The sequence below is a fragment of the Mesorhizobium sp. M2A.F.Ca.ET.042.01.1.1 genome (assembly GCF_003997405.1).
Classification (GTDB): Bacteria; Pseudomonadota; Alphaproteobacteria; order Rhizobiales; family Rhizobiaceae; genus Mesorhizobium.
In genome coordinates, this window is record NZ_RZRX01000162.1 from 1 (window position 1) to 14,613 (window position 14,613).

Annotated in this window: 18 protein-coding genes; 9 read left to right on the plus strand and 9 right to left on the minus strand. The window is 63.5% G+C overall.

Annotated elements, in window-relative coordinates:
• On the plus strand, positions 1-384 hold a 384-nt coding region (locus EOA23_RS22425; protein WP_145966457.1), incomplete at its 5' end, for a CBS domain-containing protein.
• Positions 385-433: 49 nt separating this feature from the next.
• Here the strand turns inward: EOA23_RS22425 and EOA23_RS22430 are convergent.
• A complete protein-coding gene (locus EOA23_RS22430) occupies positions 434-691 on the minus strand; it encodes a YjhX family toxin (RefSeq protein WP_127305754.1) in 258 nt (85 codons plus the stop codon).
• A gap of 285 nt (positions 692-976) precedes the next feature.
• On the opposite strand from EOA23_RS22430, the gene gatB reads away from it, so the two are divergent.
• Both gatB and EOA23_RS22440 read left to right on the plus strand, forming a co-directional pair.
• Positions 977-2,476 (plus strand): Asp-tRNA(Asn)/Glu-tRNA(Gln) amidotransferase subunit GatB, encoded by a 1,500-nt coding sequence (gene gatB / locus EOA23_RS22435; RefSeq protein WP_127305755.1) that lies wholly within the window; start codon positions 977-979, stop codon positions 2,474-2,476.
• A gap of 4 nt (positions 2,477-2,480) precedes the next feature.
• A complete protein-coding gene (locus EOA23_RS22440; protein ID WP_126061078.1) occupies positions 2,481-2,969 on the plus strand; it encodes a GNAT family N-acetyltransferase in 489 nt (162 codons plus the stop codon).
• A gap of 104 nt (positions 2,970-3,073) precedes the next feature.
• Here the strand turns inward: EOA23_RS22440 and panC are convergent, their stop codons facing one another.
• Complete coding sequence (gene panC, locus EOA23_RS22445) at positions 3,074-3,925, minus strand: pantoate--beta-alanine ligase (protein ID WP_127305756.1); 852 nt, start codon at positions 3,923-3,925, stop codon at positions 3,074-3,076.
• Positions 3,922-4,761, minus strand: a complete 840-nt coding sequence (gene panB / locus EOA23_RS22450; RefSeq protein ID WP_127305757.1) for a 3-methyl-2-oxobutanoate hydroxymethyltransferase — start codon at positions 4,759-4,761, stop codon at positions 3,922-3,924. The genes panC and panB overlap by 4 nt, the downstream gene beginning before the upstream one ends.
• Positions 4,762-4,974: 213 nt before the next feature.
• Here panB and EOA23_RS22455 point away from each other — a divergent pair, with 213 nt between their 5' ends.
• From EOA23_RS22455 to EOA23_RS22465, 3 genes are all read left to right on the plus strand, one after another.
• Positions 4,975-5,373, plus strand: coding sequence for an NADH:ubiquinone oxidoreductase subunit NDUFA12 (locus tag EOA23_RS22455; RefSeq protein ID WP_042643890.1), 399 nt, complete (start codon positions 4,975-4,977; stop codon positions 5,371-5,373).
• A 135-nt stretch (positions 5,374-5,508) separates the two neighbouring features.
• Positions 5,509-6,138, plus strand: coding sequence for a DUF2155 domain-containing protein (locus EOA23_RS22460; RefSeq protein WP_245474309.1), 630 nt, complete (start codon positions 5,509-5,511; stop codon positions 6,136-6,138).
• Between the two features lie 58 nt (positions 6,139-6,196).
• On the plus strand, positions 6,197-6,580 hold the full coding sequence (locus EOA23_RS22465; protein ID WP_127305758.1) for a hypothetical protein: 384 nt from the start codon (positions 6,197-6,199) through the stop codon (positions 6,578-6,580).
• 2 nt (positions 6,581-6,582) lie between these two features.
• Here EOA23_RS22465 and aat read toward each other — a convergent pair whose 3' ends face one another.
• The 6 genes from aat to EOA23_RS22495 all read right to left on the minus strand — a co-directional run bounded on the left by aat (position 6,583) and on the right by EOA23_RS22495 (position 11,928).
• Positions 6,583-7,200, minus strand: coding sequence for a leucyl/phenylalanyl-tRNA--protein transferase (gene aat / locus EOA23_RS22470; RefSeq protein ID WP_127250819.1), 618 nt, complete (start codon positions 7,198-7,200; stop codon positions 6,583-6,585).
• A 12-nt stretch (positions 7,201-7,212) separates the two neighbouring features.
• Positions 7,213-8,556 (minus strand): acetyl-CoA carboxylase biotin carboxylase subunit, encoded by a 1,344-nt coding sequence (gene accC / locus EOA23_RS22475; protein ID WP_127305759.1) that lies wholly within the window; start codon positions 8,554-8,556, stop codon positions 7,213-7,215.
• 13 nt (positions 8,557-8,569) lie between these two features.
• Positions 8,570-9,037: an acetyl-CoA carboxylase biotin carboxyl carrier protein gene (gene accB / locus EOA23_RS22480; RefSeq protein WP_042643882.1), complete on the minus strand. Its 468-nt coding sequence runs from the start codon at positions 9,035-9,037 to the stop codon at positions 8,570-8,572.
• Between the two features lie 26 nt (positions 9,038-9,063).
• Positions 9,064-9,498: a type II 3-dehydroquinate dehydratase gene (gene aroQ / locus EOA23_RS22485; protein ID WP_127305760.1), complete on the minus strand. Its 435-nt coding sequence runs from the start codon at positions 9,496-9,498 to the stop codon at positions 9,064-9,066.
• Between the two features lie 131 nt (positions 9,499-9,629).
• Positions 9,630-10,457 (minus strand): DsbA family protein, encoded by an 828-nt coding sequence (locus EOA23_RS22490; RefSeq protein WP_127305761.1) that lies wholly within the window; start codon positions 10,455-10,457, stop codon positions 9,630-9,632.
• Positions 10,458-10,515: 58 nt separating this feature from the next.
• Positions 10,516-11,928, minus strand: coding sequence for a M48 family metalloprotease (locus EOA23_RS22495; RefSeq protein WP_127305762.1), 1,413 nt, complete (start codon positions 11,926-11,928; stop codon positions 10,516-10,518).
• Between the two features lie 185 nt (positions 11,929-12,113).
• On the opposite strand from EOA23_RS22495, the gene EOA23_RS22500 reads away from it, so the two are divergent.
• The 3 genes from EOA23_RS22500 to EOA23_RS22510 are packed head-to-tail and all read left to right on the plus strand — an operon-like array spanning position 12,114 to position 14,452.
• Positions 12,114-13,262 carry an aminotransferase class I/II-fold pyridoxal phosphate-dependent enzyme gene (locus EOA23_RS22500; RefSeq protein WP_127305763.1) on the plus strand — a complete coding sequence of 383 codons (1,149 nt, stop codon included), beginning with the start codon at positions 12,114-12,116 and terminating at the stop codon, positions 13,260-13,262.
• 5 nt (positions 13,263-13,267) lie between these two features.
• On the plus strand, positions 13,268-14,197 hold the full coding sequence (locus tag EOA23_RS22505) for a glutaminase (protein WP_189341672.1): 930 nt from the start codon (positions 13,268-13,270) through the stop codon (positions 14,195-14,197).
• 24 nt (positions 14,198-14,221) lie between these two features.
• Positions 14,222-14,452, plus strand: a complete 231-nt coding sequence (locus EOA23_RS22510; protein ID WP_127305764.1) for a hypothetical protein — start codon at positions 14,222-14,224, stop codon at positions 14,450-14,452.
• Positions 14,453-14,613: the final 161 nt, after the last annotated feature.

Genomic DNA, 14,613 nt, shown 5'->3' on the forward strand with positions numbered 1-14,613 from the left:
CTCGGGCCCAATGAGAAACTCAGCGAGGCCATTCGAATGCTGGCCGAGCACAGGATCGGCGCGCTCGTCATCACCAATGGCGACCGGAAGATCGTCGGCATCCTCTCGGAGCGCGACATCGTCAAGGTCCTGGCCAGGGAAGGCGCCGCCGCGCTCGATATCGCCGTGCGCTCGGCGATGACGCCGAAGGTGAAGATCTGCAACGAAAACCACACGGTCAACGAGGTCATGGAGATCATGACGAGGGGCCGCTTCCGCCATCTGCCGGTTGAGAAAAATGGCTTGCTCGACGGCATCGTCTCCATCGGTGACGTGGTCAAGCGTCGCATCGAGGATGTCGAACGCGAGGCAGAGGAGATCAAGCAATACATCGCCACTGCTTGATCTTGAGTGAAAACCGCCGGCTGTTGCCAGCCGGCGGCGTGGGCGCGTTCTATCGGTTGTCGAGTTCGGCGCGGACGAGCTGCAGCCCGCGTCGGGTGATGCGGTAAGGTCCGCCATCCGTCGAGGAAACCGCTTTCTTGCGCCTCAGTTTTCGAAAGAGCTCCAGGTCGAAGCCAGGATAGCGCCAGCCGTCGCGGGTCAGGCACTGGACGGAGGCGATCTTCCTGCTCTCGTTCTTTTCGATTTCGATACGCCCGCCCTGCGCGAGCAGGTGCAGGATGCGCTGTTCGTTGCGCGAAATGTCCATTGGATAAAGTCCCGGGAAAAACAACAAAAGCCGCAGCCGCGAGAAATCGCGGCACGGGGTTTCAGGTTTTTCTGCCCTGCCTCGCTTACGAGGTCAGGGCTTCACCGGGATTGAGCGTAAGTGGACATCCACTCTCCATTGGGATGCACGCTTCTTAGGCGAACGCGCGGGCAAACGCCAGTAGATGGCTTTGCGCTTGTCTCTCCGTGCGGTTTGCACTAGCGAAGTTGCGCAGCGAAATTTGCATTAATGCAACTCCGAGAATTCTAAGTTCGTAGGCCCTCCATGAGCATCATCGACACCCGCACCCCCGACGCGAAACGCCTGATCCCCGGCGCCACGGGCGATTGGGAGATCATCATCGGGCTCGAAGTGCATGCGCAAGTGATCTCGCAGGCCAAGCTTTTCTCCGGCGCGTCCACCTCTTTTGGCGCCGCGCCCAACGCCAATGTCAGCCTGGTCGACGCGGCGATGCCCGGCATGCTGCCGGTCATCAACGAGGAATGCGTCAAGCAGGCGATCCGCACCGGGTTGGGCTTGAAGGCGGCGATCAACCACAAGTCGGTCTTCGACCGGAAGAACTATTTCTATCCGGACCTGCCACAGGGCTACCAGATCTCGCAGTTCAAGCAGCCGATCGTCGGCGAGGGCAAGGTGATCGTCTCCGTCGGTCCCGACCGCCAGGGCGAGTTCGAGGACATCGAGGTCGGCATCGAGCGCCTGCATCTGGAGCAGGACGCCGGCAAGTCGATGCACGACCAGCACCCGACCATGTCCTATGTCGACCTCAACCGCTCCGGCGTGGCGCTGATGGAGATCGTCTCCAAGCCCGACATCCGCTCGGCCGACGAGGCCAAGGCCTATGTCACCAAACTTCGCTCGATCATGCGCTATCTCGGCACTTGCGACGGCAACATGGACGAGGGTTCGCTGCGCGCCGACGTCAACGTCTCGGTGCGCCGTCCGGGCGGCGTGTTCGGCACGCGCTGCGAGATCAAGAACATGAACTCGATCCGCTTCATCGGCCAGGCCATCGAATATGAGGCGCGCCGGCAGATCGCCATTCTCGAGGACGGCGGCAAGATCGACCAGGAGACGCGCCTGTTCGATCCGAACAAGGGCGAGACGCGCTCGATGCGCTCCAAGGAAGAAGCGCATGACTATCGCTATTTCCCCGATCCCGACCTTTTGCCGCTGGAGTTCGACCAAGCCTATGTCGACGCGCTGGCCAAGGACCTGCCGGAACTGCCTGACGACAAGAAGGCGCGGCTGGTCGATGTGCTTGGGCTGTCCGCCTATGACGCCTCGGTGCTGGTTTCGGAAAAGCCGATTGCCGACTATTTCGAGAAGGTTGCCGCCGGGCGCGACGGCAAGCTCGCCGCCAACTGGGTCATCAACGATCTCCTTGGGCAGCTGAACAAGGCCGGCAAAGATATTGAAAATGCTCCGGTTTCGCCTGAGCAGCTGGGCGCCGTGCTCGACCTGATCAAGGAAGGCACCATTTCAGGCAAGATCGCCAAGGACCTGTTCGAGATCGTCTGGAACGAAGGCGGCGATCCGCGCCAGCTCGTCGAGAGCCGCGGCATGAAGCAGGTCACCGACACCGGCGCCATCGAGAAGGCCGTCGACGAGGTGATCGCCTCCAACCCGGACAAGGCGGAGCAGGCGCGCGCCAAGCCGACCATGGCCGGCTGGTTCGTCGGCCAGGTGATGAAGGCGACGGGCGGCAAGGCCAACCCGCAGGCGGTCAACGACCTCGTCAAGGCCAAGCTGGGCATCGAATAGGGCGATGTTCGTCCGTACCGCCAGCGAGCGCGATCTTGTTGCGGTCCGCGCCCTGCTGGTCGAGACCTGGCATGCGACCTATGACGTCATCTACGGCGCCGAGCGGGTTACGGCGATCACCGACGACTGGCATTCGATCGCCTCGCTCAAGGCGCGGCTGACGCGACCGAATTCCGAGTTCCTGGTGGCTGACGACGGCAAGCGGCTCGGCGGCATGGCATTTGCTGCCGCTACCACCGACCCGAAGATCGTCCTTCTGAACCAGCTCTACGTGCATCCAGGCTGTCAGCGGCAGGGGATCGGCCAATCGCTGCTCGACGAAGTCGAGGCCAGTTTTCCGGAGATGGATATGCTGCGCCTCGAAGTCGAGGAAGCAAATGCCGTGGCGATCGCCTTCTACCAGGCGAACGGGTTCCGCTTGGCGGGCAGGACCGCCGATTGCGGCGGCGGTTCGGGATTGCCCGCGCTCATCATGGAAAAGCGGCTGGGCTAGATCGCCGGCGCGCATTCAGTCGATGTATCTGCATATGCCGTCGGAAGAATAGGCGTCACGGCGGCGACAGCCCGCGGATCGGCAGCCGACCGGGCAGCGGACGCTCAGGCGGAGGGAATCTCCACATTGTCGATCAGCCGCGTCGTGCCGAGCCAGGCTGCCGCTAGCAGGCGGCCGTCGCCGTCCCGTCGCCAGGGTGCAAGCGTGACGCTCGCGCGAGCGGCGACATAGTCGATCTTCCGGAAGCCCGCGGAGACAAGCGCCTTTGCAGCATCCTCGGTGGCGCCGGATTCATCCGCACCGGCCGAAAGGGCCGCTGCCGCGCGGCGCAGGATTAGGTTGAGCTGGCGCGCGATGTCGAGCTCGGCTTCGCCCAGATAGGCATTGCGCGACGACATGGCGAGGCCGTGCGCGTCACGCACGGTCGGCGCGCCGATGATCTCGACAGGCAGGTCCAGATCACGGCAGAGCTGCCTGACGACGCAAAGCTGCTGGTAGTCCTTCTCGCCGAACACGGCGCAATCGGGCGCCGCCTGCAGGAAGAGCTTGGCCACCACGGTCGCGACGCCGTCGAAGAAGCTTGGCCTGAAGTCCGTTTCGAGGCCCGACGAGGGGCCGCCCACCGAGATCTTGGTGGCGAAGCCGGCGGGGTACATTTCGCTTACGCCCGGCGTGAAGGCGAGATGCGCGCCCGCCTCCCGCAACCGGTCGAGATCGCGGGCCAGCTGGCGCGGATATTTGTCGAGATCCTCCGTTGGCGCGAACTGCGTCGGATTGACGAAGATCGAGACGACGCAGCGATCGGCCCGTTCGAGCGCGATCCTGACCAGCGAGATATGGCCGTCATGCAGCGCGCCCATGGTCGGCACCATGGCGACCCTGAGTCCGGCCCGGTGCCAGTCACGGACCTGTGCGCGAAGGGTGGCGACGCTGTTGACGACGATTGGAGGGTTCATGTCTCGTCCTTGCCGGAGGCCGTCGTGAAGACATGGGTAGGACCGGGGAAGGCGCGGCTGCGCACCTCGGCCGCGTAGCGCGCCGCCGCATCCGCGATGACGCCGCGCAAGTTGGCGTATTCCTTCACGAATTTAGGCACGCGGTCGACGGTCATGCCGACCATGTCGTCGATCACCAGGATCTGGCCGTCACAGTCGGCGCTGGCGCCGATACCGATGGTCGGTATGGAAATATGACGAGTTAGCGTCGCCGCGACGGCCTCCATCGTCCCCTCTATGACGACCGAGAAGGCGCCGGCCTTTTGCACCGCCTCGGAGTCGCGGAAGAGCGCTGCGATGTTCTCCTCCGTGCGGCCCTTGACCTTGTAGCCACCGTCCTTTTCCACCGACTGTGGCTGCAGCCCGATATGACCCATCACCGGTATGCCTTCGGCGACGATGGCCGCGATCTGGGCGGCCATGTCGACGCCGCCTTCGAGCTTCACTGCCTGGCAGCCCGTTTCCCCGACGATCCGCCTCGCCGATGCTGCGGCCTGCGCCGGTGAGTCCTCATAGCTGCCGGCCGGCATGTCGACCACCACGCAGGCCTTGGCCGAACCGCGCACTACGGCCTGGCCGTGTGCGATCATCATCTCCAGCGAGGCGCCAAGCGTGGTGGCGTGGCCATGCAGAACCATGGCGACGCTGTCGCCGACCAGGAGGAGGTCGACATGCGGATCGAGCAGGCGGGCGACGGGGTAGGTGTAGGCGGTGAGGCAGACGATCGGCACGCCGCCCTTGCGGCGGCGAATATCTTCGGCGTTGATCCGGCTGTCGGCGGACGGTTTCCGGGTCAATCGTCACCTCCCTGAAGGCGCCCCGAACCGGGGGCGGGTCGAGCTTTAGAAAGACAGGCAAGGCTTTGCAAGCCGCCCTGCCGCCAGCGGAGCGGCTGCATCGATTTAGCGCACGAAGCATTATGTTCCGGGAGCGGCAAAACCCTTGCCTTCGCGGTGGCGTGACGCCATAAGCAGGGGAGAGGCGCAGCCGCTGCCGCCGCGAGGATCTGGATGAAAACTTTCCTGCTGCAGTTTTTCACCTGGTGGAACAGCCAGACGCTTGGCACCCGCTTCCACACCTGGCGCTTCGGCAAGAAGGTCGGCGAGGACGAAGCAGGCAACGTCTATTATGAAGGCGGCGTCGATTCGGAAGGCCGCACCCGCCGCTGGGTGATCTATCGCGACTATTCGGAAGCCTCGAAGATCCCGCCCGGCTGGCATGGCTGGATCCATCACCGCGTCGACACGCCCCCTTCGGGCGAGAGCTACAAGGCGCGCGAGTGGCAGAAGCCGCATCGGGCGAACCTCACGGGAACGCCCGGCGCCTATCGGCCGCAAGGTTCGATCTTGACCAACCAGCATCGTCCGCAAGTGACCGGCGACTACGATGCCTGGACGCCGGGATCGTAATCCTCCGGATCGCAATCCAAAGCGCCGCTTCGATCCTTTATCGCCACAATTGGCGTTTAGCTGCTTGCTGACTGCGCAGCCATGATTAGCCTTGGGCATTGAAGAATCACCCGGGCACAACCACCGGTATTTTGCATGAGCGATCCAGAGCAATTCCAGGAAAAGTGCGCAGCGGTTTTCCGTTCGGAATTGCGGCTCAGGATTCCAGCCCAAATCTCTAAGGCGCTGATCGCAGCGGCGTCCGTTCTGCTTGCCTCGACAGCCGCTTTCGCCGCCGCGCAGGCGCCGGCCCCTGCGCCGGCTACCTCCGAGCGTATCACCAACCCGGTGGCCGAATTCGCCGGCATAGACAAGATCACCGGCCGCATCATCACCTTCGACGTCTATGTCGACGAGACCGTGCAGTTCGGCGCCTTGCAGGTCACGCCCCGCGTCTGCTATTCGCGGCCGGACACGGAGCAGCCGAAGACCGATTCCTTCGTCGAGGTCGACGAGATCACGCTCGATCGCAAGATCCGTCGCATCTTCACGGGTTGGATGTTTGCCGAAAGCCCTGGTCTCAACGCCGTCGAGCACGCCGTCTATGACGTCTGGCTCAAGGGCTGCAAGCAGAAGTCGGACGTGCCGCCACCGACCGCAGCAAAGGCCGAGACGGGCAAGCCGAAGACCCAGGCCGCCAAGCCCAAGGCTTCGGCGGAGCCGGCGGCCGAGCCGGCTGACACTGCCCCCGAGCCAGCCGACGACGATCCTTCCAGCACCAACTGATCCCGGAACCTGCCCGCCTTTCAGCCGTTCCAACTCGGCAAGGCGAGGAGGATCCGCGATGACCGCCACGAAGCCCATCATGGCCAACAAGCAAGAGCTTCTCGACATCGAGAAGGGCTTCTGGACCGGCGATTCCGCCTATTATGAAGCCAATGCCGATGTGGAATGCCTGGTGGCGTTCCCGCAAATGGCCGAGGCGATGACCAATGCCGAACTGGCAGGGACTGCCAGCAAGCCCAACCGTTGGCGCGACCTCGACATCAAGCTGAAAGGCATGGTCGAGCCGGGCAGCGATATCGTCATGCTGACTTACGAAGCGCGCGCGACGCGTGAGAACGGCGAATCCTATGCCGCGCTGGTCAGCACCGGCTATGTTCACAGGGCCGACGGCTGGAAGATGATGTTCCATGCGCAGACGCCGATTGATACGGCGCAGGGCTGACCTCAGGGATAGAAGACGGCCTCGCCCTTCAGCGCCTCGGCCAATAGCTTCTCATACTGTCCGCGCGGCACGTCGATGGCGCCGAAGCGCTTCAGATGCTCGGTGGTGAACTGCGTGTCGAGCAGCGCGAAACCGCGCGCCTTCAACCGCTCGACGAGATAATAGAGGCACGTCTTCGAGGCATCGGTCTCCCTTGCGAACATGCTCTCGCCGAAGAACACGCGCCCGAGCGAGACGCCGTAAAGGCCGCCGACCAGGCGGTCCTCGCGCCAGGCTTCGACCGAATGGCAGTGGCCGAGGCGATGGAGCTCGACATAGGCTTCGCGGATCGGCGCATTGATCCAGGTCGAGCGGCGCTCTTCGCGCTTCTCGGCGCAGCCGTCGATCGTCGCCTCGAAATCGAAATCATAGCGGATCTCGAACGGGTGCTTGCGGATCGTCTTCTTGAGGCTGCGCGGCGTGTGGAATCCGTCCAGCGGAATGATGCCGCGCGTTTCCGGCCGCACCCAGAACACTTCCGGGTCGTCGGCGCTCTCGGCCATCGGGAACACGCCCGAGGCGTAAGCCCTGAGCAGCAGGTCGGTCGGGATGCGATAGCCTGGCGCGTAGGGGCGGGTCATCGCATCCCCGTGCTATTCACCCTTGGCCAGGTATTTTTCCAGCCAGTGGATATCGTAGTCGCCATTGGCGATGTCGGGATTGCCGACAAGGTCGCGAAACAGCGGCAGCGTCGTCTTGATGCCGTCGACGACGAATTCGTCGAGCGCGCGGCGCAGCCGCATCATGCATTCGACGCGGTTGCGGCCATGCACGATCAGCTTGCCGATCAGGCTGTCGTAATAAGGCGGGATCTTGTAGCCGGAATAGACACCGGAATCGACGCGGACGCCGAGGCCGCCCGGCGTATGGAAATGCGTGATCGTGCCGGGCGAAGGCGTGAAGGTCCGCGGGTCCTCGGCGTTTATGCGGCACTCGATGGCGTGGCCGGTGAACTTGATGTCCTCCTGCCTGACCGACAGCCCGCCGCCGGAAGCGACGCGGATCTGCTCATGCACGAGGTCGATGCCGGTGATCGCTTCGGTCACCGGATGCTCGACCTGCAGTCGCGTGTTCATCTCGATGAAATAGAACTCGCCATTCTCATAGAGGAATTCGATCGTGCCGGCGCCGGAATAGCCGAGATCGGCGATCGCCTTGGCGCAGATGCCGCCGATGCGCGAACGTTCCTCGGCATTGAGCGCCGGCGAATTGGCTTCCTCCCAGACCTTCTGGTGGCGCCGCTGCAGCGAGCAGTCGCGCTCGCCGAAATGCACGCCGCGGCCGGCGCCGTCGCCGAACACCTGCACTTCGATATGGCGCGGCTTCTCCAGATATTTCTCGATATAGACGGCGTCGTCGCCAAAGGCCGCGCCCGCTTCCGACTTTGCCGTCTGCAACGCGACTTCGAGATCCGCTTCGGTGTGCGCCACCTTCATGCCGCGGCCGCCGCCGCCGGCGGAGGCCTTGATGATCACCGGATAGCCGATCTCGGACGCAACGCGCTTGGCTTCCTTCTCGTCGCTGATCGCGCCGTCGGAGCCGGGCACCACGGGAATGCCGAGACGCTTTGCCGTGCGCTTGGCTTCGATCTTGTCGCCCATGATGCGGATATGGTCGCCGGAGGGGCCGATGAAGGTGATGTTGTGCGCGGCGAGGATATCGGCGAACTTGGCGTTTTCCGACAGGAAGCCGTAGCCCGGATGCACGGCGTCGGCGCCGGTGATCTCGCAGGCGGCGACGATCTGGTGGATGTTGAGATAGCTTTCGCGCGACGGCGGCGGGCCGATGCAGACGCTCTCGTCGGCGAGCCGCACATGCATGGCGTCGGAATCCGCGGTCGAGTGGACCACCACCGTCTGGATGCCGAGCTCCTTGCAGGCGCGCAGCACCCGGAGCGCGATTTCGCCGCGATTGGCGATGAGGATCTTCTGGAACATCTCTTGGCTGATCCTACTCGAGGACCACCAGCGGCATTCCGTACTCGACCGGCTGGGCATCCTCGATGAGGATCGCCGTCACCGTGCCGGCGCGCGGCGAAGGAATCTGGTTCATCGTCTTCATCGCCTCGATGATGAGAAGCGTCTGGCCTTCCTTCACCTTCTGGCCGATCTCGACGAACGGCTTGGCGTCGGGCGAGGGCGCCAGATAGGCAGTGCCGACCATCGGCGAAGGCACGGCGTTCTTCGACGGATCGGCAGGCGCCGCGGCGGCGGCCGCTGCCGGCTGAGCCGCGGCGGCGACGGGAGCGGCGATCGCGGGCAGGGGCGCGGCAACCGCATGAACAGCCTGCGACTGGCGCGACACGCGCACCTTGAGATCGCCGAGCTCGACCTCGATCTCCGTCAGATTGGTGTCGTTCAGGATGCCCGCCAGGTCGCGGATCAGTTGCTGGTCAACACCGGTCTTTTTTATCGACATTTTCGAGCCTTCTGTTTGGGGGCCGGTCACAGGCGTGCCGCCAGTGCCTGCAGCGCGAGCGTGTAGCCGAGCGGCCCGAACCCGCAGATCATGCCGACAGCGACCGGCGCGACCATGGAGACGTGGCGGAAGGGCTCCCGCGCGTGGATGTTGGAAAGATGGACCTCAGCGACGGGCAGCGGCGCAACAGAGCGGATGGCGTCGTGGATGGCGATCGAGGTGTGGCTGTAGGCGCCGGGATTGATGACGATGCCTGCAGCCTTGTCGCCGGCTTCATGGATCCAGTCGACCAGATCGCCCTCATGATTGGACTGGCGAAAATCGATCTCGATCCCGAGCGCGGCGCCCGCCGCCTTGCAGTCCTCTTCGATGGCCGCAAGCGTCTTGCCGCCATAAATTCCCGGTTCGCGTTTGCCGAGCGCATTGAGATTGGGACCGTTGAGGACGAAAATCGTTTTCAATATGCCGACCTTGTTTCACGCCGAACCCAAGCCGGCGCACTGGCCTCTATAATGGGCATAGCCGCCCGCGAAAAGAGCGCAAGTGCGTTCTTGCGCTGTCCACAGCGGCCGGCTTTTGCATCCGCAAGCGCTTACAGCGCGCTCTTGGCCTCTTCGATCTTTTCCGCCAGAACCTGCTGGCCGAGCGCTCCGAAGATCACCTCGTTGCCGACCACATAGGACGGCGTGCCGGTGATCGACAGTTTCGTCGCAAGGTCATAGGTGCGCGAAAGCGTCTCGGCGATGCGCGGATCCTTCATCTTCTCGCGCAGCGTCGCCTCGTCGGCGCCGAGCGAAAGCGCCACCTTGATAGCGGTCGCTTCGGTGGCGCGGCCCTGGCCGCCGAGCAGCGCGGTATGGAATTCGCCGTATTTCTCCGGATGCATCAAGTGGAACGCCATGGAGACGACGCTGGCCTTCTGCGAATCCGGGCTCAGGATCGGGAACTCCTTGAGCACGAAGCGCAGGTCCGGGTCGGACTTGGTCAATGCCTTCATGTCCTCGATGGCGCGTTTGCAGAAACCGCAATTATAGTCGTAGAACTCGACGATCGTGACCTTGCCCTTGGGGTTGCCTACGACGCCGTCGAATGTCGAGTTGAAGATCTCGTCCTTGGAATTCTTGATGACGCCCAGTGCGGCAAGCCGCTGCTCTTCCTTCTGCTTGGCCTCAAGCGCGTCCTGCACCTCGAGCAGCACTTCCGGGTTCTTCAAGAGGTAGTCGCGGATGATGCCCTCGACCTCCTTGCGGTCGATCTTGGTATCGGCGGCCGCCTTGGTGTCGGTGGAGGACGTGACCTGGGCGACCTGCACGGTGTCGGCCTTCGCGGCCTGCGGATTTCCCGCCACGAAACCGAAGGCCAGCATGCCGAGCGCCACCGCCAGGCCCCCGGCACTGCCAAGCAGGATTGCCTTGTTCATTGTCCTCGTCCTTTTTCCTGTTCCGGTCCGCCTTCGTCGTCGCCGACGTCCGGGAGGTTCATTTGAGTTTGTTAGACGGTGTGTAGTTTATAATATCCTGAGCGCGGACCCAGCGGGGTTCGCCGCGCTTCAATTTCTGTTGAGCGCGCATGGCGAAGATCTTGGCATTCTTGTAGTCGCCCGCATAGTAATGGCCCTCCGCGGTGGCGAGATCGGCGGCCGGAATGTCGCCCTGTTCTCCATAGGCCTGCGCCAGGAAGCGATAAGCATCGGCATTCTCCTTGTCCCGCCCAACGCCGTTGTTGAGCTGGACCACGGCCTTTTTCAGCGAATCGGGCGTACCCACCGCCATCAGCGCCTGGCCGAGCGAGACCAGCAGCAGTCCCGAATGCGCGGGATCGAGGCTCACCGCCTTGGCATAGGCGTCCGCCGCGTCCTTCGGATTGTTGGCCTTCATCAGGATATCGCCGCGCAGCTCCTGGAAATAGGGATTCTTCGGCTGTTCCTTGATCAGCGCCGCCGTCTTGGTCAGCGCCGCGCCTGGATTGCCGTAGAGATAGGTCTGCTGCGCATCGCCATAGCGCGAGGCAAGGCTGGTCGGATTCTTGCGCATCAGCCGCGCGACGGCCGCCTGGCCCTGCATATAGGCGGCGATCTTGATGCGCATCATGTCGTGCCGCTGCTGCAGCGCCGGCGGGTCGACGACACTGACGAAGGGGCTCTGCTTGACGAGCACTTCAAGATTGGCGATGCGCTCCTGCGGCATCGGATGGCTGATCCGGTAGGGATCCACCTGGGTGCCGGCAAGCGACAGCGCGCTCTGGAAGCGGCCGAAGGTCTTCAGCATGCCCATGCCGGACTGGCCGGTGGCGTTGAGATAGGTGATCGCCGAGCGGTCGGCGGTGATCTCTTCGGTACGCTGATAGGCAAGGATCGAGCGCTGCGCCATCTCGCCGCCGCCGGCGGCAACACCCATGCCGGCGCCCGCCAGGCCCTTGCTGTTGGTGGTCGCGCCGGCAACCATGGCGCCGGCGCCGAGCAGCGTGGCGATGATGGCCATTGTCTTGGCGCGGTCGAGCTGGTCGCGCAATTTCTGCTGATGTCCGCCCGCGATATGGCCCGCCTCGTGCGCGATGACGCCGATGATCTCGTTCGGCGTTTCGGCGGTCACCAGCGCGCCGGTGTTGACGAACAGGCGCCGCCCGGTGACGAAGGCGTTGAAACTCGGATCGTTGACTAGAACGATGTCGATGCCGTCATTTGCAAGCCCCGCAGCCTTGAAGATCGGCCGGGCATAATCGCGCACCAGCGCCTCGATCTCGGCGTCGCGCACCACCGGCACGCCTTGCGCGAAGGCGCTGACCGAGCCCGACACGGCAACGGCGGCGGCAAGCATAAGCGTCGCGAAGCCGCGCGCGGTTCGGCTGAGAGAGGTCGATCTGCCAATCGATGGTCGGGGTCGGCTCAACATAGGTCCACTGGTAGACGAGCGGGCGAAAGATGAAAAGTCGGCGCCGGCAACTTCCTGCGCGCTTGTGATCCCCACATCAATCGGGCATTTGTGCGGCGCTGTTCCTTTAACTAGGGCAGTTCAAGGACAAGTCTGCGCTGCTTGCGTCCGGAATTCACCGAAATAGGGCAGTTGGAAGAGGTCAAATGGTCGTTTCGCTTTCGCGCCGGGGGGAAGTCGAGCCCTTCCACGCCATGGACATCCTGGCCGAAGCCAACCGGCTGAAGGCCACCGGCGTGCCCGTGGTGTCGATGGCCGTCGGCCAGCCGTCGGATCCCGCGCCGGCGGGCGTCCGCGAAGCGGCGGCCGCGGCCCTCAGGCACGGCCGCATCGGCTACACCGATGCCTTGGGCCTGGCCGATCTGCGCAAGGCGATCGCCGAGCACTATGGCGAGCATTACGGGATCGACGTCGCGCCGTCGCGCATTGCCGTCACCACGGGGTCGTCGGCCGCCTTCAACCTCGCTTTCCTGGCGATGTTCGATCCGGGCGACCGCGTCGCCATCGCCGCGCCCGGCTATCCGGCCTATCGCAACATCATGGCCGCGCTCGGCATCGAGATCGTCGAGATCGAGCTCGGCGCGGACGCCTATCTGCATGCCGAGCATCTGAAGAGCGCGCATCGCGATAAGCCGCTGAAGGGTGTGCTGTTCGCCAGCCCCGCCAATCCGACGGGTGCGGTGATCCCGGCGGACGAACTTGCGGCGCTGGTGAAGACGGCCGAGGAACTCGGCATCGCCGTCATCTCCGATGAAATCTACCACCGGCTGGCCTATGCGGCGCCCGATGTGACCGCGCTGGCGCATGGCGCCGGCGTCATCGTGATCAATTCCTTCTCGAAATACTATTGCATGACCGGCTGGCGCATCGGCTGGATGGTGCTGCCCGATGAACTGGTGCGGCCGGTCGAGCGCATCGCCCAGAGCCTTTATATCTCGCCGCCGGAATTGTCGCAGATTGCCGCGATCGAGGCCTTCAAGGCCACGGAGGAACTCGAAAAGGTGAAGGCGCGCTATGCCTGGAATCGCGACCTTCTGATGAAGCGTCTGCCGGAACTCGGCTTTGCGCTGGCTGCTCCCATGGACGGCGCCTTCTACGCCTTCTGCGATGTCACCCGTCACACCAATGACAGCATGGCCTTTGCGCGAAAAATGCTGGCCGAGGCGCATGTCGCGGCGACGCCAGGCCGCGATTTCGATCCGCAGCAGGGGCATCGCACCATGCGCTTTTCCTATGCCGGCAGCCATGAAGACATGATCGAGGCGCTGGCGCGCATCGAACGCTGGCTGAAATAGACGACATGCCGGAACTCGAGCAAGCATTGGCGGAAGTCGCCGCCGAAATGGCCGAGCGTAGCGATCGCGGCAAGGTGGCGACCTACATCCCGCAATTGGGCAAGGTCGATCCGAAGAGATTCGGCATCGCCGCCGTGACCAATGATGGCCGGGTCATCCTTGCCGGTGATGCCGATCAGCCCTTCTCTATCCAGAGCGTCTCGAAGGTCTTCACCCTCACGCTGGCGCTGGGCAAGATCGGCGATGCGCTCTGGCAGCGAGTCGGCCGCGAGCCGTCCGGCAATCCGTTCAATTCGATCGTTCAGCTCGAGCATGAGAACGGCATCCCGCGCAATCCGTTCATCAATGCCGGCGCCATCGTCGTCTCCGACGTGCTGCTCGCCGGGCATCAGCCGCGCGAGGCGATCGGCGAGATCCTGCGCTTCATCCAGTTCCTCGCCGATGACGAGACGATCATCATCGATCGCGAAGTGGCGGCGTCCGAGCGGGCGACCGGCTACCGCAACTTCGCCTTAGCCAACTACATGAAATCCTTCGGCAATCTTCATCATGAGCCGGAGCTGGCACTGGGCGTTTATTTCCATCACTGCGCCATCGCCATGAGTTGCCGGCAGCTTGCCATGGCGGGCCGGTTCCTCGCCAATAGCGGAAGGAATCCGGCGACCGGGCATTCGGTCGTGTCGGCCGAGCGGGCACGCCGTATCGGCGCGCTGATGCTGACCTGCGGCCACTATGACGGCTCCGGCGATTTTGCCTTCCACGTGGGCATCCCCGGCAAAAGCGGTGTCGGCGGCGGCATTTTGGGCATCGTGCCCGGCGTGGCTTCGCTGGCGGTGTGGTCGCCCGGCCTCAACGAGAACGGCAACTCCAAGCTCGGCTCGATCGCGCTCGAGAAGCTCGCGCGGATGATGAACTGGTCGATCTTCGCGCCATAGGATGAATGAGGTGGGAGGTGGCACATGGAAGATCGAAATCGGTGGATATTGCATATTAAGGAGCTACGCTTCCGCCAAGGCGCAAGCATTCTTGAGGCCGAGCGCATCGCACTATCGGATCCTCATTGGCGACGTTGGGTAGAGCGCCAAATCAACACGGACGAACGCTGCCACAAGTTCGCCCGCAGTCACATGAAAGCCAACCGAGAAGCCGCTTTGATTTACAAAGACGGCGAGATGCTAAAATTGCGGTAGGTGAAGCGCCACACAGAGTGTTTCCAATTCGGCCACACCCATAGCAAAAATCCCGCGCCGGATGGCGCGGGATTTTGTTAGCTGCTTAGCTTAGAAGATTGAAAGGCCTAGAAAAAGCCCTTGCGCTGCCACCAGCCTGCACGCTTCGGCTTGTCCTCGGT